Origin of the sequence: Flavobacterium sp. S87F.05.LMB.W.Kidney.N (genome assembly GCF_004366435.1) — a bacterium.
Classification (GTDB): Bacteria; Bacteroidota; Bacteroidia; order Flavobacteriales; family Flavobacteriaceae; genus Flavobacterium.
Map to the genome: position 1 here is coordinate 197,303 of NZ_SODX01000004.1, position 20,178 is coordinate 217,480.

At 32.5% G+C, this 20,178-nt stretch carries 20 protein-coding genes; 9 read left to right on the forward strand and 11 right to left on the reverse strand.

The genetic code is table 11. The annotated features are described in order from the left end of the window. The 7 genes from EDB96_RS13430 to EDB96_RS13460 form a co-directional block, all read right to left on the reverse strand. The gene (locus EDB96_RS13430; RefSeq protein WP_057118028.1) at positions 1 to 363 is read right to left on the reverse strand and encodes a nuclear transport factor 2 family protein; all 363 of its coding nucleotides are present in this window, start codon (positions 361 to 363) and stop codon (positions 1 to 3) included. A gap of 1 nt (position 364) precedes the next feature. Then, complete coding sequence (locus tag EDB96_RS13435; protein ID WP_134141326.1) at positions 365 to 1,294, reverse strand: UDP-3-O-(3-hydroxymyristoyl)glucosamine N-acyltransferase; 930 nt, start codon at positions 1,292 to 1,294, stop codon at positions 365 to 367. A gap of 122 nt (positions 1,295 to 1,416) precedes the next feature. Beyond that, positions 1,417 to 1,983 (reverse strand): elongation factor P, encoded by a 567-nt coding sequence (gene efp, locus EDB96_RS13440; RefSeq protein ID WP_057118030.1) that lies wholly within the window; start codon positions 1,981 to 1,983, stop codon positions 1,417 to 1,419. A gap of 96 nt (positions 1,984 to 2,079) precedes the next feature. Beyond that, positions 2,080 to 2,865: an acyl-ACP--UDP-N-acetylglucosamine O-acyltransferase gene (gene lpxA / locus EDB96_RS13445; RefSeq protein WP_057118031.1), complete on the reverse strand. Its 786-nt coding sequence runs from the start codon at positions 2,863 to 2,865 to the stop codon at positions 2,080 to 2,082. A 74-nt stretch (positions 2,866 to 2,939) separates the two neighbouring features. After that, a complete protein-coding gene (locus EDB96_RS13450; protein ID WP_057119781.1) occupies positions 2,940 to 4,328 on the reverse strand; it encodes a bifunctional UDP-3-O-[3-hydroxymyristoyl] N-acetylglucosamine deacetylase/3-hydroxyacyl-ACP dehydratase in 1,389 nt (462 codons plus the stop codon). After that, entirely contained in the window at positions 4,321 to 5,364 is a 1,044-nt protein-coding gene (gene lpxD / locus EDB96_RS13455; protein WP_057118032.1) for a UDP-3-O-(3-hydroxymyristoyl)glucosamine N-acyltransferase, read from the reverse strand. Before lpxD ends, EDB96_RS13450 begins: the two co-directional genes overlap by 8 nt. 39 nt (positions 5,365 to 5,403) lie before the next feature. Further along, complete coding sequence (locus tag EDB96_RS13460) at positions 5,404 to 6,633, reverse strand: HD domain-containing protein (protein ID WP_134141327.1); 1,230 nt, start codon at positions 6,631 to 6,633, stop codon at positions 5,404 to 5,406. A gap of 224 nt (positions 6,634 to 6,857) precedes the next feature. On the opposite strand from EDB96_RS13460, the gene EDB96_RS13465 reads away from it, so the two are divergent. From EDB96_RS13465 to EDB96_RS13480, 4 genes are all read left to right on the forward strand, one after another. After that, positions 6,858 to 8,411, forward strand: coding sequence for a bifunctional response regulator/alkaline phosphatase family protein (locus tag EDB96_RS13465; protein ID WP_057118034.1), 1,554 nt, complete (start codon positions 6,858 to 6,860; stop codon positions 8,409 to 8,411). A gap of 83 nt (positions 8,412 to 8,494) precedes the next feature. Then, a complete protein-coding gene (gene tsaE, locus EDB96_RS13470) occupies positions 8,495 to 8,902 on the forward strand; it encodes a tRNA (adenosine(37)-N6)-threonylcarbamoyltransferase complex ATPase subunit type 1 TsaE (protein WP_134141328.1) in 408 nt (135 codons plus the stop codon). A gap of 142 nt (positions 8,903 to 9,044) precedes the next feature. Beyond that, the gene (locus EDB96_RS13475) at positions 9,045 to 10,244 is read left to right on the forward strand and encodes an alanine dehydrogenase (protein ID WP_134141330.1); all 1,200 of its coding nucleotides are present in this window, start codon (positions 9,045 to 9,047) and stop codon (positions 10,242 to 10,244) included. Between the two features lie 36 nt (positions 10,245 to 10,280). Continuing rightward, positions 10,281 to 10,655: a DUF4258 domain-containing protein gene (locus EDB96_RS13480; protein ID WP_057118037.1), complete on the forward strand. Its 375-nt coding sequence runs from the start codon at positions 10,281 to 10,283 to the stop codon at positions 10,653 to 10,655. A gap of 145 nt (positions 10,656 to 10,800) precedes the next feature. Here the strand turns inward: EDB96_RS13480 and EDB96_RS13485 are convergent, their stop codons facing one another. Next, entirely contained in the window at positions 10,801 to 11,466 is a 666-nt protein-coding gene (locus EDB96_RS13485; protein ID WP_134141332.1) for a uracil-DNA glycosylase, read from the reverse strand. A 170-nt stretch (positions 11,467 to 11,636) separates the two neighbouring features. Between EDB96_RS13485 and EDB96_RS13490 the strand changes: the two genes are divergently transcribed. Then, positions 11,637 to 13,802: an endonuclease MutS2 gene (locus EDB96_RS13490; RefSeq protein WP_057118039.1), complete on the forward strand. Its 2,166-nt coding sequence runs from the start codon at positions 11,637 to 11,639 to the stop codon at positions 13,800 to 13,802. Positions 13,803 to 14,079: 277 nt separating this feature from the next. Further along, positions 14,080 to 14,493, forward strand: a complete 414-nt coding sequence (locus tag EDB96_RS13495) for a thiol-disulfide oxidoreductase DCC family protein (protein WP_134141816.1) — start codon at positions 14,080 to 14,082, stop codon at positions 14,491 to 14,493. Positions 14,494 to 14,692: 199 nt separating this feature from the next. On the opposite strand, the gene ettA is transcribed toward EDB96_RS13495, so the two are convergent. The 3 genes from ettA to holA form a co-directional block, all read right to left on the reverse strand. Further along, positions 14,693 to 16,384 carry an energy-dependent translational throttle protein EttA gene (ettA, locus tag EDB96_RS13500; RefSeq protein WP_057119783.1) on the reverse strand — a complete coding sequence of 564 codons (1,692 nt, stop codon included), beginning with the start codon at positions 16,382 to 16,384 and terminating at the stop codon, positions 14,693 to 14,695. 56 nt (positions 16,385 to 16,440) lie between these two features. After that, on the reverse strand, positions 16,441 to 16,617 hold the full coding sequence (locus tag EDB96_RS13505; protein ID WP_198530125.1) for a CAL67264 family membrane protein: 177 nt from the start codon (positions 16,615 to 16,617) through the stop codon (positions 16,441 to 16,443). Between the two features lie 71 nt (positions 16,618 to 16,688). Further along, entirely contained in the window at positions 16,689 to 17,693 is a 1,005-nt protein-coding gene (gene holA / locus EDB96_RS13510) for a DNA polymerase III subunit delta (protein ID WP_134141334.1), read from the reverse strand. Positions 17,694 to 17,790: 97 nt separating this feature from the next. On the opposite strand from holA, the gene EDB96_RS13515 reads away from it, so the two are divergent. The 3 genes from EDB96_RS13515 to EDB96_RS13525 are packed head-to-tail and all read left to right on the forward strand — an operon-like array spanning position 17,791 to position 20,153. Next, positions 17,791 to 18,243: a type I restriction enzyme HsdR N-terminal domain-containing protein gene (locus tag EDB96_RS13515; protein ID WP_057118044.1), complete on the forward strand. Its 453-nt coding sequence runs from the start codon at positions 17,791 to 17,793 to the stop codon at positions 18,241 to 18,243. A gap of 24 nt (positions 18,244 to 18,267) precedes the next feature. Continuing rightward, on the forward strand, positions 18,268 to 19,287 hold the full coding sequence (locus EDB96_RS13520; RefSeq protein ID WP_057118045.1) for a glycosyltransferase family 2 protein: 1,020 nt from the start codon (positions 18,268 to 18,270) through the stop codon (positions 19,285 to 19,287). Between the two features lie 32 nt (positions 19,288 to 19,319). Further along, on the forward strand, positions 19,320 to 20,153 hold the full coding sequence (locus tag EDB96_RS13525; RefSeq protein WP_057118046.1) for a flagellar motor protein MotB: 834 nt from the start codon (positions 19,320 to 19,322) through the stop codon (positions 20,151 to 20,153). The last annotated feature ends 25 nt before the right edge of the window (positions 20,154 to 20,178 follow it).

A 20,178-nucleotide genomic window follows, 5' to 3' on the forward strand; every position in this document is an offset into this window, starting at 1 on the left:
TTAAGAAAATTGACTCATTTGATAACCTCTATAAAGTTTATCATCTTTAATCTGCCAAATTGTAGAAAAATGTGCTAAAAGCATTTCTTCTCTCGGATTCTCTATAGTTTTCACAAAATGAGAATAACGTACTGATACTAAATCATCTTCACTAATAATATGACTAATTCTAACTTTAGATCGCACATAGGCACGACTAAGCTCATTGGCCATTTCTAGTATCGAATTATAATCCATCTCAATGAAACCTTTACTGCTGTTCCATTCAAGAATAACATCAGGATGCAGATATGTTTTTAAAATTTCGCTATCAATTAAGGCATCTGACTTATAAAATTTCTGAACAAATTCTTTAATAGACATATTACTTCAATTTACTTAAAATTTCAGGAATCTTCTTGATATTGGCTAATTGTTTCAATTTTTCTCTAGATTCTTCAATTGGAGTACCAAAGTATGATTTTCCGCCCTCAACTGATTTAGTTACACCAGTCTGACCCATTACTACAGCTTTTGTACCAATTGTAATACCACTAGTGGTTCCTACTTGCCCCCACAATGTTACTTCATCTTCAATAATAACACAACCTGCAATACCAGTTTGTGAGGCAATTAAACATTTTTTTCCGATAACAGTATCATGTCCAACATGTACTTGATTATCTAGTTTTGTTCCAGCTCCAATTGTTGTATCCCCTGTAACGCCTTTATCAATTGTACAAAGCGCACCAATACCAACATTATCTTCAATAACTACTCTTCCGCCAGAAACTAATTGATCAAAACCTTCTGGACGTTTTTTGTAATAAAAAGCATCGGCACCTAAAATAGTTCCTGCGTGAATAATCACGTTGTCACCAATAATGGTGTGATCGTAAATAGAAACATTAGAATGAATTAGGCAGTTTTTTCCAATTTTAACATGGTTTCCAACAAAGCTATTTGGTTGAATTATTGTCCCCTCTCCTATTTCTGCAGATGGTGCAATTGCCACATTTGCAAATTGAAAAGGCTTAAAATGTTTCGTTAAAATATTAAAATCTCTAAACGGATCATCAGAAATTAAAAGTGCTTTACCTTCTGGGCATTCTACTTCTTTGTTTATCAAAACAATTGTAGCTGCTGACTGCAAAGCTTTATCGTAATATTTTGGATGGTCAACAAAAACTATATCACCAGGTTCTACAACATGTATTTCGTTCATGCCTAAAACTTGAAAGTCTTTGTCGCCAATAAATTTGCATTTAAGCAAATTTGCAATTTCTTGTAAAGAATGACTCTTTGGAAATTTCATATATTATAATTAGAAAATTTGTCAATTAGAAAATGAGTCAATTAGAATATGAATATACAAAAATTATGTCGATTCATAAATTATCTAATTGACTCATTGTCAAATTTATCTTAATTAAAAAACTACTCTTTTACACGCTCCATGTATGAACCTGAAGCCGTATCGATTTTAATTTTGTCACCTTCATTGATAAATAAAGGAACGTTGATGTTTGCACCTGTTTCTACTGTTGCAGATTTAGTTGCGTTTGTAGCCGTATTACCTTTTACACCTGGCTCAGCATAAGTAACTTCAAGAATTACAGATGTTGGCATATCAACAGACAAAGGTAAATCAGTTTCAGTATTAATCTGAACCATTACATTTGTTCCTTCTTTTAATAACCCAGGAGCATCTAAAATATTTTTGTTTAATGAAATCTGCTCAAAAGTTTCAGCATTCATAAAGTGAAATTCATCTCCTTCAGCATATAAAAATTGAAATGTATGTGTTTCTACACGAACATCTTCGATTTTATGTCCAGCAGAGAATGTATTATCTAATACTTTTCCTGTTGTTAAACTTTTCAGTTTTGTTCTTACGAAAGCTGGACCTTTTCCAGGTTTTACGTGAAGAAATTCAATAATTTTATAGATATCGTGATTAAATTTAATACACAATCCGTTTCTAATATCTGATGTAGATGCCATTTGTTTTTATTTTATTTATTTTTTGTTGAATCGTTAAACCGTTTAACTGTTTTTTCGATTAAACGATTAAACAAATAAACAATTAAACTTTTTATTTTAATAGTTACCTGAATAACCCTTCATAATTCCTCGAGACGAATTTCTAATAAAATCAAGAATTTCATCTCTTTCAGGAGTCGCTTCCATTTCAGCTTCAATAATACTCAAAGCTTGTGTTGTATTATAATTCTTTTGATACAAAATTCTATAGATTTCCTGAATTTCTCTAATTTTTTCAGTAGTAAAACCTCTTCTTCTTAAACCAACCGAGTTAATTCCAACATATGACAAAGGCTCTTTTGCAGCTTTTGTAAAAGGCGGAACGTCTTTTCTTACCAACGATCCCCCAGAAATCATTGCGTGATCTCCAATATGAATAAATTGATGAATCGCTGCAAGACCTCCAATTACAGCATGATTACCAACAACTACGTGACCAGCCAAAGCAACACCATTAACAATAATAGCATTGTTTCCAATTTCGCAGTCGTGAGCAATATGCGCATAAGCCATTACTAAACAATTGTTTCCAAGTACTGTTTGACCAGATGCAATTGTTCCTCTATTTATAGTTACACATTCTCTAATAGTACAATTATCTCCGATAATTGCAAGAGAATCTTCTCCTCCAAATTTTAAATCTTGTGGCACTGCAGAAATTACAGCTCCTGGAAAAATATTGCAATTTTTCCCAATTCGAGCGCCTTCCATAATGGTCACATTTGAACCAATCCAAGTACCATCACCAATAACAACATTATTGTGAATTGTTGTAAATGGCTCTATTACAACGTTTTTAGCGATTTTCGCGCCAGGATGAACATATGCTAATGGTTGATTCATCTGTATGTTTTATATTTTTAATTAAAATATTCTAATTTCAGGCAACAAACCTAAACAATAAATTTGATAATTTATTATTGTTTTCTTGCTATTTGTGCCATTAATTCTGCCTCAGTTACTAATTTACCATTTGCATAAGCGTTTGCCTGCATATGGCAAATCCCTCTTCTGATTGGAGAAATCAATTCACATTTAAAAATTAAGGTATCTCCCGGCAACACTTTGTGCTTAAATTTAACGTTATCAATTTTCATGAAGTACGTTAAATAATTCTCAGGATCCGGAACGGTGCTTAATACCAAAATACCACCTGTCTGTGCCATTGCTTCAACAATTAAAACTCCTGGCATTACTGGAGCTTCTGGAAAATGCCCTACGAAGAAATTTTCGTTCATAGTAACATTTTTCAATCCAACCACATGACGATCAGACATTTCTATAATTCTGTCAATTAATAAAAATGGAGGTCTGTGAGGAAGCATCGACATGATTTTATGAATATCCATCAATGGTTCTTGATGCAAATCATAAGTTGGAACATGATTTCTTTGTTCTATTTTGATAATTTTAGCCAGCTTTTTAGCAAACTGAGTATTTACAAAGTGACCTGGTTTATTAGCAATAATTTTTCCTTGAATACGCACGCCAATAAGAGATAAATCTCCAATAACATCAAGCAGTTTGTGTCTTGCTGCCTCATTTGGGTAATGTAAAGTAAGGTTATCTAAAACTCCATTTGGTTTTACAGATATTTCATCCTTACCAAAGGCTTTCTTTAAATTCTCCATTGTAGACTCAGAAATCTCTTTATCTACGTAAACAATTGCGTTATTTAAATCGCCTCCTTTAATAAGTCCGTTTTCTAACAATGATTCTAATTCATGTAAAAAACTAAAAGTTCTAGAACTTGCAATTTCTTGTTTAAAATCTGATAAACTTTTAAGTGTAGCATTTTGAGTTCCTAAAACTTTTGTACCAAAATCTACCATTGTAGTTACTTGGTACTCATCGCTAGGCATAACAAGAATTTCGCTTCCTGTTGCTTCATCTGTAAATGAGATAACTTCTTTTACAACATAAACATTACGGCTTGCATCTTGTTCTTCAATTCCTGCTTTTTCTATTGCTTCAACAAAATATTTTGATGAACCATCCATAATTGGAAGTTCAGAGGCATTCAATTCAATAATAATATTATCCAAATCGCATCCAACAACTGCCGCTAAAACGTGCTCTGGTGTTTGAATTTTTACTCCAAGTTTTTCAAGATTTGTACCTCTTTGAGTATTAACAACATAATTAGCATCAGCCTCAATAACTGGTTGACCTTGCAAATCTACTCTTACAAAAGTGAAACCATTATTAACGGGAGCAGGTTTAAAAGTCATTGTAACTTCTTTTCCAGTATGTAATCCAACTCCTGTTAGCGAAATTTCATTCTTGATGGTCTTCTGTTTAACCATTATTTCCATTTTTTGGGTTTATTATTTGTTTCTTTAATTCTTCAACTTCGGACACAATTTTAGGCAGATTCTTAAAATGAACATACGATTTATTAAAATCTGTGTATCCAAGAGATGGTGTTCCTTGCAGAGTTTCATCATCTTTAATGTTCCTTGCAACTCCAGACTGCGCCTGAAGTCTCACATTATTACCTATAATTAAGTGGCCTGCAATACCAACTTGCCCGCCAATCATACAACCTTCTCCAATCTTTGTAGAACCTGCAACACCACTTTGAGCAGCAATTACAGTATTTTTACCGATTTCAACATTATGGGCGATCTGGATCTGATTGTCTAGTTTAACTCCTTGTCTAATTATTGTAGAACCAAGAGTTGCTCTATCTATTGTAGTGTTGGCACCAATATCAACATTATCTTCGATAATAACGTTTCCTATCTGAGGTACTTTACTATAAATACCTTCTTCATTTGGTACAAAACCAAAACCATCTGCACCAATAATAGTTCCAGAATGAATGGTACAATTATTACCAATTACTGTTTCTGAGTAAATTTTTGCTCCAGCGAAAATGAATACATTGTCACCAATAACAACGTTATCACCAATAAAACTGTTCGGATAAATTTTTACATTATTACCTAAAACCACATTCTGTCCTACATAGCTAAAGCTTCCTAAATATAAGTTTTCACCATATTTAGTTCCTTCAGACATAAAGGACTGAGGTTCGATACCTGTTTTATTTAATTTTACTTGATTATAGAAATGCAAAAGCTTAGAAAACGCCGCATAAGCATCTTCTACCTTTATTAGTGTAGTCGTAATTTCCTGCTCCGGAACAAAAGTGTCGTTAACAATTGTAACTGTCGCTTTTGTTGTATATATATAGTTGATATACTTTGGATTAGCCAAAAAAGTAAGCGATCCTTCTTCGCCTTCTTCGATTTTAGAAAGTTTAGAAACTTCTGCATTGGGATTCCCAACAACTTCTCCTTCTAAAATTCCTGCTATTTGTTCTGCTGTAAATTTCATCGCGACAAAAATATAAAAAATAGATTTTAAATGTTAATTTTAGATAAGTTGTTTTGGGAAACAGATATAATATTTTGTTACCAATTTAGATAACGATTTCAAATTCAGCTGATCAGAAGCTTCAACAACATCCTCAATTGTTTTATCTTTTTTCAAAATTCTAATAGGTTCGGCTTCTTTACTGTAGGCCTGGTTTTTAATTTTTCCTCTAAAAATAAAATATCCAGCTTCTAATTGTGTAATATGGTGCAAGTTGGCAAATTGTTCTTTCAAAGATTGTGATTCTTCCATTGAAATTTTCTCTGCACTTAACTTTATTTTCAATAAATCTCTATTAATGATCATTTTGCTTAATGTACTTAAAACAAAATCATCTTGTCTCTGCCAAGCTTTCAAAGCACTAATGATATCAAAATCATCAAGCTGCGAAAACAAATCTAACTTTTCTGCATCAAAATCATCCAAAGTAACCTTATTATGCATGAAATACGAAAGCGGTTCACTGCAAGGTAGGTTAATTCCTTTCAATGTCAACTCTTTAGCTCTCTTTAATGTTTTCATTAAAATTAATTCGGCTACTAAACTCGTTTTATGCAGATAAGCCTGCCAATACATTAATCTTCTAGAAAGCAAGAATTTTTCTACCGAATAAATTCCTTTTTCTTCAATAACCAAAACATCATTTTCAACATTCATCATCTGAATCAATCGTTCAGAATTTACATTTCCTTCTGCAACTCCAGTATAAAAACTGTCACGTTTTAGATAATCCATTCGATCCATATCCAACTGACTTGAAATCAATTGCAGCATGAATTTTCTATGATATTCTCCTTTAAAAACCTGAATTGCCAAACTCAATCTCCCGCCAAACTCCTCATTTAGCTGATTCATAAATAATAATGAAATCGCTTCATGATGAACATCTTCAACAATACTTCTTTCCATTGCGTGAGAAAACGGACCGTGACCGATGTCATGAAGCAAAATAGCTATCAATAAAGCATTTTCTTCTTCTGAAGAAATCACAACATCTTTAAAACGAAGTGTATCAATTGCCTTCTGCATTAAATGCATGCATCCTAACGCATGATGAAAACGCGTATGATTTGCTCCCGGATACACCAAATATGACAATCCCATTTGAGAGATACGACGAAGACGCTGAAAATAGGGATGTTGGATTAAATCATAAATCAGCTCGTTTGGAATCGTAATAAAGCCATAGATAGGATCGTTGAATATTTTTAATTTGTTGATCTGAGTCACAATCGGGTTATTTTTTTGGTCAACAAATATAAGTAAATAAGAATAAAGAGTTTGGAGTTTTTTATTTAAAAATCAATATTAAAATTATAATGATTGTCAGACAACTATATTTAAAAATGTAAAAAATCAACATACAATCGTTGTTTATCTTTGATAATTTTATACTATTTTTAATACTTTTTAAGTTCTATAACTTTAAATTGCAGTAAAAATAAATTTGTTTTATGGATAAGATCAAAATACTTTGGGTCGATGATGAAATCGATCTTTTAAAGCCCCATATATTATTTCTAGAAAAAAAGAATTACGAAGTTACAACTTGTAATAACGGACTTGATGCTATTGCATTGTTTGAAGAAGATAATTTCGATATTGTTTTTTTGGATGAAAATATGCCTGGAATGAGCGGTTTAGAAACGCTTTCTGAAATGAAAGAAAAAAAATCAGCCATACCAATGATTATGATTACAAAGAGCGAAGAAGAGTACATTATGGAAGAAGCCATAGGTTCTAAAATCGCCGACTACTTGATAAAACCTGTAAATCCTAATCAGATTTTATTGAGTTTGAAAAAGAATTTGGATCATTCAAGACTGATATCTGAAAAGACAACTTTGGATTATCAAAAGGAATTCAGAAAAATTGCAATGGAATTGGCAATGGTGAATTCGTATGAAGACTGGGTTGAATTGTATAAAAAATTACTTTTCTGGGAATTAGAGCTTGAAAACATTAATGATCAGGCGATGATCGAAATTTTAGAATCTCAAAAAGTTGAAGCCAATTCACAATTCGGAAAATATATTGAACGAAATTATGAAGATTGGTTTGCTCCAAAAGCAGACAAACCTATTCAATCTCATACTTTATTTAAAGAATTAGTTGTTCCAGAATTAAAAAAGAAAGACAAACCTGTTTTATTTGTTGTAATCGACAACCTTCGTTACGACCAATGGAAATCTTTTGAAACTGTAATTGCAAATTATTACAAATTAGAAAAAGAGGTTCCTTATTTTTCTATTCTTCCAACAGCAACTCAATATGCTAGAAATGCTATTTTCTCTGGTTTAATGCCTTTGGATATGGAAAAACAATTTCCTGAATATTGGAAAAACGACGTTGAAGATGGAGGGAAAAATCTTTACGAAGCTGAATTTTTATCGGCTCAATTGAAAAGATTAGGCTTAAATATTAAGGAAGATTATTTCAAAATTACCAATTATGCCGGCGGTAAAAAGCTTGCAGAGAACTTCAAAGCTTTAAAAGGCAATGACTTAGTTACTGTTGTTTACAATTTCGTAGATATGCTTTCGCACGCTAAGACAGAAATGGAAGTAGTAAAAGAATTAGCTTCAGATGATAAGGCATACCGCTCATTAACACTAAGTTGGTTTAAAAACTCTCCTTTATTAGAAATCATCCAGCAGGCACAGGTTTTAGGATTCAAATTAATCTTAACCACAGATCACGGAACAATTAATGTAAAAAATCCGTCGAAAGTTGTGGGAGATAAAAATACAAGTCTAAATTTGCGTTACAAAACTGGTCGTAGTTTAACCTACGAACAAAAAGACGTGTATGTAGTAAAAGAACCTAAAACAATTGGTTTACCAGCTATAAACATGAGCAGTTCGTTTATTTTTGCCAAAAATGATTTCTTTCTGGCTTATGTAAACAACTACAATCATTATGTGAGTTATTACAAAAATACATATCAACATGGCGGAATTTCGTTAGAAGAAATGATTATTCCGTTTTTGGTATTTAACCCGAAATAAAAAAGTTTTCAGTCGCAGTCTCAGTTTTCAGTTTCTAATTGAGACTTAAAACTGCGACTGAGACTAAATAAATAGACATAACAATGAATATCGTTTTTTCATTAGATCAAATTCAAGAAGTTGCAGAGCAGATTTTAGCATCAAATCCTAAAAAAATTATTCTTTTTAATGGAGAAATGGGGGTTGGAAAAACCACTTTAATAAAGCAATTATGCAAAAGTTTAGGTGTTCAGGATGCCACCAGCAGTCCAACCTTTTCTTTGGTGAACGAATATAATGCTGCCAATAATCAGACCGTTTATCATTTTGATTTTTACAGATTAAATAAAGAAACTGAAGCGCTTGATATGGGCGTCGATGATTATTTGTACTCTGGAAACTGGTGTTTTATTGAATGGTCTGAAAAAATTGAAAATCTTCTTCCAGAGGAAACTTCAACTATTAATATTGAATTACTTGCAGACGGAAAAAGAGAACTAAAATTAGTATAAAAACTTTACAAATCTTCACGACAAAGAGTAAAAAACTTAAGAGAAAATTTCTTAACATTCACACCTTATAGTATTAGCAGAATTTTTGCACTAATTTTAAATCTTTTTACGTAATTTGTACTCTTAATTTTTTGCACCACCCATGTCAATCACGTTAACTCCATTTACAAAACAACAATTAATACCACAAGAAGAAAAACTTGAGGTTGGTCGTTTTAAAAGAGAACTTTTTATAGGAATCCCCAAAGAAACAAGCTATCAGGAACGTCGTATATGCCTTACTCCCGATGCTGTAAATTCCTTAACTTATGCGGGTCACCGTGTCATGATTGAATCTGGAGCTGGGGAAAGTTCGAGTTATACCGATAAAGAATATGCCGATGCGGGCGCAGAAATTACAAAAGATACCAAAAGAGTTTTTGGCTGTCCCTTTTTACTAAAAGTGGAGCCGCCGACTTTAGCCGAAATACAAATGATAAATCCAGAAACGGTAATCATTTCGGCTATTCAACTCAAAACCAAAAAGAAAGAATACTTTGAAGCTTTAGCTCAAAAGAAAATCACAGCCTTAGCTTTTGAATATATCAAAGATGAGGACGGCTCGTATCCAGCAGTAAAATCTTTAAGCGAAATTGCAGGAACAGCCTCAATTCTTATTGCTGCAGAATTAATGATTACGGATGAATTTGGAAAAGGCCTTTTATTTGGAAATATTACTGGCGTCCCTCCTACTGAAGTTGTTATTTTCGGTGCTGGAACTGTTGGTGAATTTGCTGCAAAAACAGCAATTGGATTAGGAGCAAATGTAAAAGTTTTCGATAATTCGATTACCAAATTACGCCGCTTGCAAAATAATTTAAATCAGCGAATTTTTACTTCGACTATACAACAAAAAGGCTTACTAAAAGCATTAAGACGTTGTGATGTCGCTATTGGCGCCATGCGCGGAAAAGAACGCTGTCCAATTGTAGTTACAGAAACTATGGTAGAACACATGAAAAAAGGTGCTGTAATTGTTGATGTAAGCATTGACACTGGAGGCTGCTTCGAAACATCAGAAGTTACTACCCACGAAAAACCAACCTTTATTAAGAGCAATGTTTTACACTATTGTGTACCAAATATACCTTCTAGATATTCCAAAACCGCCTCATTATCAATTAGTAACATTCTAACACCTTATCTACATCAGATAGCCGAAGATGGTGGAATAGAAAGTGCTATTAGATGCAACAAAGGTCTTAAAAACGGTATTTATCTTTATCACGGAATCCTAACAAACAAAGCTATTGGCGACTGGTTTGATTTGCCAGATAACGATATCAATTTACTTGTATTTTAAGGGAACTTTAATGTACCTTTGCAAAAATTTTATTTCATGAAGTTCGTACACCGTTTTGCATATTATCTAATCGGCCTAATTATGGGCTGTTTTTTTGTAGCTCTTGTTTTTAGTGGAAAAGATACTCGCTGCAACTATTTTCCAAATGCCCGAGTTCTTAACAATCTTAGAACAAAACCTTTTCAATATTCAGATAAAGCAATTCAGACTTTAAATGAAAAATGGGTTGACACTGCAGATATTAAAAACACATTAACTTACGGAGATGTTGATTTTGACCAAAGTAATGTTCCTTTCAATAAAGGTAAACTTTATATCATTGAAGGTAAAACAGTTAAAAACCAAGAGATCATCCTAAAAGTTACAAACTACGAAAACAAAGCTGTTTTAGAAGAAATTATCAAAAAATAACACAAATTAAATCTTTTGTTTCTCGCTCCCGATAGCTATCGAGATTGGAGATTCAAAAGATTTTTTAGTTAAAAATATTTCATGGAAAGTTACAAAGGCCCAAAGAAGCAAAGCTTTACCTTTGCAACTTTGTTACCTATAAAATTTACCACTCAATTTCTTTCAATCCTTTCGATTTCAAGAAATCATTTGTCTGGCTAAAATGTTTATTTCCAAACCAAAATCCTCTATTTGCACTTAACGGTGAAGGATGCCCTGATTTTAAGATATGATGTTTGGAAGCGTCAATTAACGCAGCTTTCTTTTGAGCAAAACCGCCCCAAAGCAGGAATACTACATTTTCTTTTTCCGTAGAAATCTGTTTGATTACAGCATCCGTAAATTTTTCCCATCCTTTTCCCTGATGACTTCCTGCTTCAGATTGTCTCACTGTTAATGTGGCATTTAAAAGAAAAACACCTTGATCTGCCCAGGGCTCCAAATTCCCAGTTTTTGGTAAAGGTTTATTTAAATCACTTTCGATTTCTCTAAAAATATTATATAAAGAAGGTGGAAACGGAATTCCATCGTTGACAGAAAAACACAAACCATTTGCCTGGTTTGGACCGTGATAAGGATCCTGACCAATTATAACAACTTTTACTTCATCAAAATGACAATGGTCAAAAGCTGAAAAAATCTGACTCCCTTTTGGATAACAAACTTTCGTAGTATATTCTGATTTTACGAATTCAATTAATTCTTTGAAATATGGTTTTTCGAATTCTTCATTCAAAACTGGTTTCCAAGAAGAATGCATTTTTACGTCCATAATTTTTTTTATGCGAATTTCAGAAATAATTACTTAAAATCATATTTACTAAAAAGAAAAGTATAAAAAATTGAAAACCAAAAGTTAGAACGACAGCAAATAAAAAAACTCATAATTCATAATTCATTATTGTTTTCGTACTTTTGCTTTTACTTTCATAAAGAGATTAAATGATCAGTATTACCGAAAAAACATTACAAGACTTACAATTTCCAACAGTACTCGAAACCATTTCAGATGGATGCAACACCGATATTGGAAAGGAAAAGGCTTTACAAATAAAACCATTTAGAGATAAAGAAGAATTGATGCAGTCCTTGATGCAGACATCAGAATATGTATCTTCTTTTCAAAATAATAACGCGATTCCTAATCACGGATTCGATGCTATAACTCATGAAATTAAGTTTTTAGCAATTGAAGATAGTTTCTTGGAAGTTGGCAGTTTTAGAAAAATTGCCAATCTTTCTGCAACTACAAATGTCTTATTGAGTTTCCTTAAAAAATTTGACGACTATTATCCAAATCTTAACGCTAGGGCTTCTAGGGTAGAATTGACAAAAGACATTATTACGGCAATTGATGCCATTGTCGATAAATATGGAGAAATTAAAGATAATGCTTCGCCGGCTTTATTGAGCATTCGCCAAAATATGAATTTGGTGCGCGGAAAAGTAAATCAAAGTTTTGGCGTTGCGCTTACACAATATAATGGTTTAGGATATTTGGATGATATTAAAGAAAGCTTTGTACAAAACCGCAGGGTTTTGGCAGTGTTAGCAATGTATCGTCGTAAAGTAAAAGGTTCTATTTTAGGAAGTTCCAAAACGGGAAGCATTGCTTATATCGAACCAGAAGCTACTCTAAAATATTCAAGAGAGCTAGCAAATTTAGAATATGAGGAGAAGGAAGAAATTACGAGAATTTTAAAAAATCTATCAAACGTAATTCGTCCTTACTTACCATTACTAATTGAATATCAAGACTTTTTAAGTGATATTGACGTTGTTGCGGGAAAGGCAAAATACGCCAATCGCATCAACGGAATCTTACCTGCAATTACAGAAGAAAGAAGATTATTCTTTAGAGAAGCCTATCATCCGATTTTGTATTTGAATAACAAACAAAAAAAAGAAGTTACGCACCCACAGACAATTGAGCTTAAACAAGAAAATAGAATTATTGTAATTTCTGGACCAAATGCCGGAGGGAAAACTATTTCCTTGAAAACTGTTGGTTTATTACAATTGATGCTGCAATCTGGCATTTTAATTCCAGTTCACGAAAGAAGTGAAACTTTCTTATTTGATAGAATTTTAACCGACATTGGAGATAATCAATCTATTGAAAATCATTTAAGTACTTATAGCTACAGATTAAAAAACATGAATTATTTCTTGAAGAAATGCAACAAGAAAACGATGTTTTTAATTGACGAATTTGGCACAGGTTCTGATCCTGAATTGGGAGGCGCTTTGGCTGAAATTTTCTTGGAAGAATTTTATCATCGAGAAGCATTTGGAATTATAACAACGCACTACTCCAATTTAAAAATTTTGGCAAACGAATTACCCTATGCTACAAATGCCAATATGATGTTCGACGAAAAGTCTCTCGAACCAATGTATAAATTAGCTTTGGGTCAGGCTGGAAGTTCGTTTACATTTGAAGTTGCGCAAAAAAATGGAATTCCGTTTGGATTGATCAATCGTGCGAAAAAGAAAATCGAAGTTGGAAAAGTTCGTTTTGATAAAACCATTGCAACTCTTCAAAAAGAAAGATCGAAGCTTGAAAAAACTTCTTTGAATTTAAAAGAAGAAGAAACTCGTGCACGGGAAGAAAGTAAAAAGATGGAAAACATCAATACTAGAATCCAGCAAAAATTGGAAAGCTATCAAGAATTATATGACAGCAACCAAAAGATTATTTACATTGGACAAAAAATTGATGACATCGCCGAAAAATATTTCAACAACAAAAATAAAAAAGAACTAATAGGTGAATTTTTAAAAATAGTTGAAATTGAAAATTCAAAACGAAAAAAAGCAACTCCAAAAGAAACCAAAGCAAAAGTTGAAAAACAAAAAGAAATTATTGCTGAAGTTCAGGTAAAAGTTGAGGAAATTCGAAAAGAGAAAAAAGAGAAAAAACTAAAACCTGTTGTAGAAAAACCAAGACCAATTTTAAAAGTGGGAGACCGAGTACGAATGATGGATGGAAGATCTGTGGGAAGTATCGATTCTATCGAAAAAAATAAAGCAACAGTTAATTACGGAATTTTTACATCGAAAGTAAGTTTAGACGAATTGGAGTTAGTTGAGGCTGTTAAAAAATAATTTTCAGTCTCAGTGGCGGTTTTCAGTTTTTAAAATATGCTAAAAATTAGATAAAATTAAAATAAAGCTATTTAACAAACGATCTTTTAAAACACAACAAAAGAGGTTGATTTATTTTTTAAATTAATTTAAAAGTAAATATTAAAGCCATTTTTGATAAATAAAATTTATTAAAATTTAAAAATAGATAAATTTTGAAAATATTACCTAATTAACTCATAAATTTACAATTTTAAAAATGCGTTTTAGAATAGTAGAAAAACTTGACCTTACAATAATGGAAGATATTCCAAAGAATAAAAAAATAATCCTTTTTGACGGAGTTTGTAATCTCTGCAATTCTGCTGTACAATTTATTATAAAAAAAGACAAAAAAGATATTTTTAGATTTGTCGCCTTGCAGTCAGAATTAGGAATTTCAATTTGCAAACATCTGGGAATTAGTTTTTCAAAAATGGACAGCATTATTTTATACGATCCAGGAACAGCTTATTTTTATAAATCTTCGGCAGCAATTGAAATAGGAAAAAACTTTGGTGGTTTTTGGAAATTAATTCCGATTTTTAGAATTGTTCCGATTTTTATAAGCGATTTCATTTACGACTACATTGCCAAAAACCGATACAATTGGTATGGCAAAAAAGAAAGCTGCATGATTCCTACACCGGAATTGAAATCGAAATTTCTTTAAGAAGAAATTCCAATAGAAAGTTCCAAATTCCAATTTTATACATAACGAGAATCCAATCTTTGTTGAGTTTCTCGCGAAGATTTCTCTCCCGAAGCCTCGGGATCGAAAATGACAAACTAGACACAGTGCAAAAAAATAAAAATCCCAAATTCACTATAATTGGAATTTGGGATTTTCTATTTGGAATTTATTAGAAAAATTATCTAATTAATTTTCTGTATTTCAAACGTTTTGGAGTTAAGTCACCGCCAAGACGTTTCTTTTTGTTTTCTTCATAATCAGAGAAACTTCCTTCGAAAAAGTAAACTTCAGAGTCTCCTTCGAAAGCTAAAATGTGTGTACAAATTCTATCTAAGAACCATCTGTCGTGAGAAATAATTACGGCACAACCTGCAAAATTCTCCAAACCTTCTTCAAGTGCACGAAGTGTATTCACATCAAGATCATTCGTAGGCTCATCCAGTAAAAGTACGTTTCCTTCTTCTTTCAATGTCATTGCCAAATGCAAACGGTTACGTTCTCCACCAGAAAGCATTGACACTTTTTTGTTTTGCTCGCCGCCACCAAAGTTGAAACGAGATAAGTAAGCTCTAGAATTAACTTGCTTTCCTCCCATCATAATCAATTCCTGACCATCTGCGAAATTCTCCCAGATCGATTTGTTCGGATCGATATTAGAGTGAGACTGATCTACATAAGCAATTTTTACAGTTTCACCAACTGAAAATTCTCCGCTGTCTGTAGCTTGCTCTCCCATAATCATTTTGAAAATGGTAGATTTACCAGCACCGTTTGGTCCGATAATTCCAACAATACCTGCTTGTGGCAACGTAAAGTTTAAATTATCATACAATAATTTATCACCAAAAGCTTTAGCAACATTTTTCGCTTCAATAACATTTGTCCCTAAACGCGGACCGTTCGGGATATAGATTTCTAGATTTTCATCTAGTTGTTTTTGATCTTCGTTTAATAATTTGTCGTAGTTCTGTAAACGAGCTTTTTGTTTGGTCTGACGACCTTTTGCTCCTTGGCGAACCCACTCCAACTCACGCTCTAAAGTTTTTCTACGTTTAGAAGCCACTTTTTCTTCCTGAGCCATACGGTTTGATTTTTGATCTAACCAAGAAGAATAATTTCCTTTCCATGGAATACCTTCTCCTCTATCCAACTCTAAAATCCATCCAGCAACGTTATCTAAGAAATAACGGTCGTGCGTTACAGCAATTACAGTTCCTGAATATTGTGCTAAATGCTGCTCTAACCAAAGAACTGACTCAGCATCAAGGTGGTTGGTAGGCTCATCTAATAGCAGTACATCCGGCTGCTGCAATAACAAACGGCATAAAGCTACACGACGACGCTCACCTCCTGAAAGGTTTTTAATAGGCGTATCTCCTTCTGGAGTACGCAATGCATCCATTGCAATTTCTAATTTCGTATCAATTTCCCAAGCACCAAGAGCATCAATTTTATCTTGTAATGCTGCTTGACGGTCCATCAATTTATCCATTTTATCTGGATCTGAATAATTCTCTTCAAGACCGAATAAATCGTTTATCTGATTGTACTCTTCTAAAACCGCCATCGTTTCTGCTGCTCCTTCACGAACAATTTCAATAACTGTTTTAGAATCATCAAGAATTGGTTCTTGCTCTAAATACCCAACAGTATAACCTGGCTGAAAAACCACATCTCCTTGATAGTTCTTATCTACTCCAGCAATAATCTTTAAAAGTGAAGATTTTCCAGAACCGTTAAGTCCTAAAATACCAATTTTTGCTCCGTAAAAGAAACTCAAGTAAATATTTTTAAGAACAGGTTTATCTGCTCCCTGATAGGTTTTACTCAATTTCTGCATTGAGAAAATTACTTTCTTATCGTCTGACATTCTATATTATTTTAATTTTAATTAATGATTTTTTAATATTCTAATTGCAATCAATTTTAAACTCTACCTTTTAAAGCATTGAATACCCATGCATTAGCCAAAAATCCAACCCCAACAGCAGCAAATCCCCAGCCTGATACTTCACTGTATCTAAAAACACCAAGACCTATAAGTAACAATCCCATAAGTACCATTATAAAAGTAGCCCATCCTAAAACGGTATTTTTATTCATTCCCATAATTGTGTAATTATTTTTTAAGTAGCAAAATTTTTAGAAACGCAAATATCGTGAATTTTACTGGCTTAATTAAATATTTTATACAGCATTTCTTTCAGCAAATCGGATTGTGGTAAAGCGTTGGCTCCCACACCTTTACTTTTAATATCAATATCTCGTAGAGCGCCAACGATCTGGCTAACTTTTCGCATTGGATAATTTTTTACAGCCAAATCATATTCTTTCAAGAAATATGGATTTACTCCAATTGCGGCAGCCACATTTTTTGGATTTTTATCTTTCAGTCCGTGATATTTTAGAAGCTGTATAAAAAAGCCGAATACCAATCCTGTCGTCATAACCAAAGGATATTCTTTAGGGTTATGAGCAAAATTTTCTGCTATCTTATATGCTCTTAGCTGATTGCGTTCACCAATTGCTTTTCGAAGTTCGAAAACATTGTAGTCTTTACTAAAACCAATATTTTCTTCAATATGCTCAGGCATAATCATAGTTCCCTGCGGCAAAATGATCTGAAGTTTTTCAAGTTCATTATTAATTTTACTTAAATCTGTTCCTAAAAACTCTACAAGCATAGCATTAGCTTTCGGATCAATCGTATATTTTTTACCCGCCAAAACACGCTTTATCCAGTCGCCAACTTGATTTTCGTATAACTTTTTGCTTTCGTAAACGACACCTTTTTGTGCTAAAAGTTTAGTGACCTTTTTACGTTTATCGAGTGTTTTATATTTATAACAGAAAACCAACACTGTGGTTTCCATCGGATTCTCTACATAAGATTCTATTTTATCTATTGTTCGAGACAAATCCTGAGCCTCTTTCACAATAACAACCTGACGATCAGCCATCATAGGATAGCGTTTAGCTGTTGAAACAATATCATCAATAGAAACATCTCTTCCGTACAAAACTGTCTGATTAAAGCCTTTCTCTTCTTCAGCCAAAACATTCTGCTCAATATATTCAGACAATTTATCTATATAATAAGGCTCTTCACCCATTAAAAAATAAATTGGTTTAATATTTCCGGCTTTTATATCGTTAGCGATTTTTACTACTTCGTCCATTAAATTAAGTTTTCAGTGTTCAGGCTCAGTTTTCAGTTTCAAAAATAAATAATTAACTAATTTTCAAATTGACTAATTTTCAAATTATATTTGCCTTATGTTAAAACTTAATTTCCCTGCTTACACTTTCCGATTCAAAAATAGCGAAAATAAAGTGTCTATTTTTGATGAAATCAGGAAAAAATTTATAATTCTCACGCCAGAAGAATGGGTTCGCCAGCACGTTGTGCATTTTTTAATGTACGAAAAAAAATATCCCAAATCACTTATAAATGTAGAGAAAGTTTTAACCGTCAACGGATTACGAAAGCGCTATGATGTTGTGGTTTTCAATTCAGATGGTACTATACATATATTAGTAGAATGTAAAGCACCAGAAGTTAAAATCTCTCAGGCAACTTTTGACCAAATTGCCCGTTATAATATGACGATGCAGGCACGGTTTTTGAATGTCACAAACGGACTAAACCATTTTTATTGTCAAATGGATTTTGAAAACGAAAAATATGAGTTTTTGAGAAACCTGCCTGATTATAAAGAAAACCATTAAAAATAAATAAATAATTAAGTACTTTTGGATAAAATAGCAGTTGTAATTTTAAATTGGAACGGAGTAAAATTGCTTGAGCAGTTTTTACCATCTGTTATTCAATTTTCAGAAGGCGCGGCAATTTATGTTGCTGATAACGATTCTACAGATAATTCTATCGAGTTCGTTAAAGAAAACTTCCCTACCGTAAAGATTGTCAAAAACTCAGGAAATCACGGCTTTGCAAAAGGTTATAATGATGCATTAAAACATATTGATGCAGAAATTTATGCATTGGTCAATTCTGATATCGAAGTTACAGAAAACTGGCTTAAGCCAATTCTCGAAACTTTTGATACTGAAAAACAAACCGCTATTATTCAGCCTAAAATTCTCGATTTTAAAAACAAAGAATATTTTGAATATGCTGGTGCTGCGGGTGGTTTTATTGACAAATATGGATTTCCATTTTGTAGAGGAAGAATTTTTGATACCGTAGAAAAAGATAACGGACAATATGATGAAAATATTGAATTATTCTGGGCTTCAGGCGCTTGCTTTTTCATTAGAAAGAATGTATTTTATGAATTAGGAGGTTTTGATGAAAGTTTTTTTGCTCATCAAGAAGAAATTGATTTATGCTGGAGAGCTGCAAACGACGGACATATTATTAAGTATAATTATCAATCTCTCGTTTATCATGTTGGTGGTGCAACATTACAACAGGGAAATCCTAAAAAGACCTATTTGAATTTTAGAAATTCATTATTAATGCTTGTCAAAAATCTGCCAAAAAGGGGATTATTTTTTGTGATTTTTTTCCGTATGATTTTAGACGGCATTGCAGGTATCCGTTTTCTTACACAAGGGAAATTCGGGCACACTTTTGCTATTTTAAAGGCACATTTTTCATTTTATTGCTTATCTTTAAAATATCTCGGAAAACGAAAAGATTTTCAGATACAGCAATACTATATGGTTAAAAGCATCGTTTTCCTTTATTATATCAGGAAAATGACCTTATTTAAAGAAATCTTTAACAGTATTCAAAATATTAAAAACTAAATTTGTAATCAAGTCTAATTAAAATTAAATTTATGAGAAAAATAGTTATCGCACTATCAGTATTAATGGCTTTAACATCATGTGTTTCTAAAAAGAAATATGCTGAGTTGGAAGCTAAGAACAAAGAGACTCAAGATTTGTTAAACTCATGTACTGTAAAATTAAATTCGTGCTTAGAAGAAAAAGCTGGATTAGCTGCAACAGCTGAAAGCTACAAACAACATAATCAAGATTTAATCAACAGCTCTAAAGATTTAACTATCTTAACTACTAAAGGTGCTGAGAATCTTGAAAAATCTCTTGAAAGCTTAAAAGAAAAAGATTTAAAAATTTCTAGACTTCAAGACGCTTTAACTAAAAAAGACAGTGTTACTTTAGCATTAGTTACTAGTTTAAAAGGTGCAGTTGGAATCAACGATCCAGATATCGAAATCAATGTTGAAAAAGGAGTTGTATTTATCTCTATCGCTGATAAATTATTATTCAAAAGCGGAAGCTACGAAGTAACTGATGCAGCAAAAGGTGTATTAGCAAAAGTTGCAAAAGTAGTTAACGACAAACCAGATTTCGAATGTATGGTTGAAGGACACACAGATAATGTTCCTTACAAAAGCAACGGAATTATCTTAGACAACTGGGATTTAAGTGTGAAACGTTCTACTTCTATCGTTCGTGTTTTAACAAACGATCTTGGTGTTAACCCAGCTAAATTAATTGCTGCAGGTAGAAGTTCTTATGTACCATTAGTTGCTAATGATACTGCTGAAAACAAAGCTCGTAACAGAAGAACTCGTATTGTAGTTATGCCAAAAATCGATCAATTCTATGATATGATTGAAAAAGAAATGAAAAAACAAGCTAAATAATTCTTGTTTTAAATTTTATAAAAAC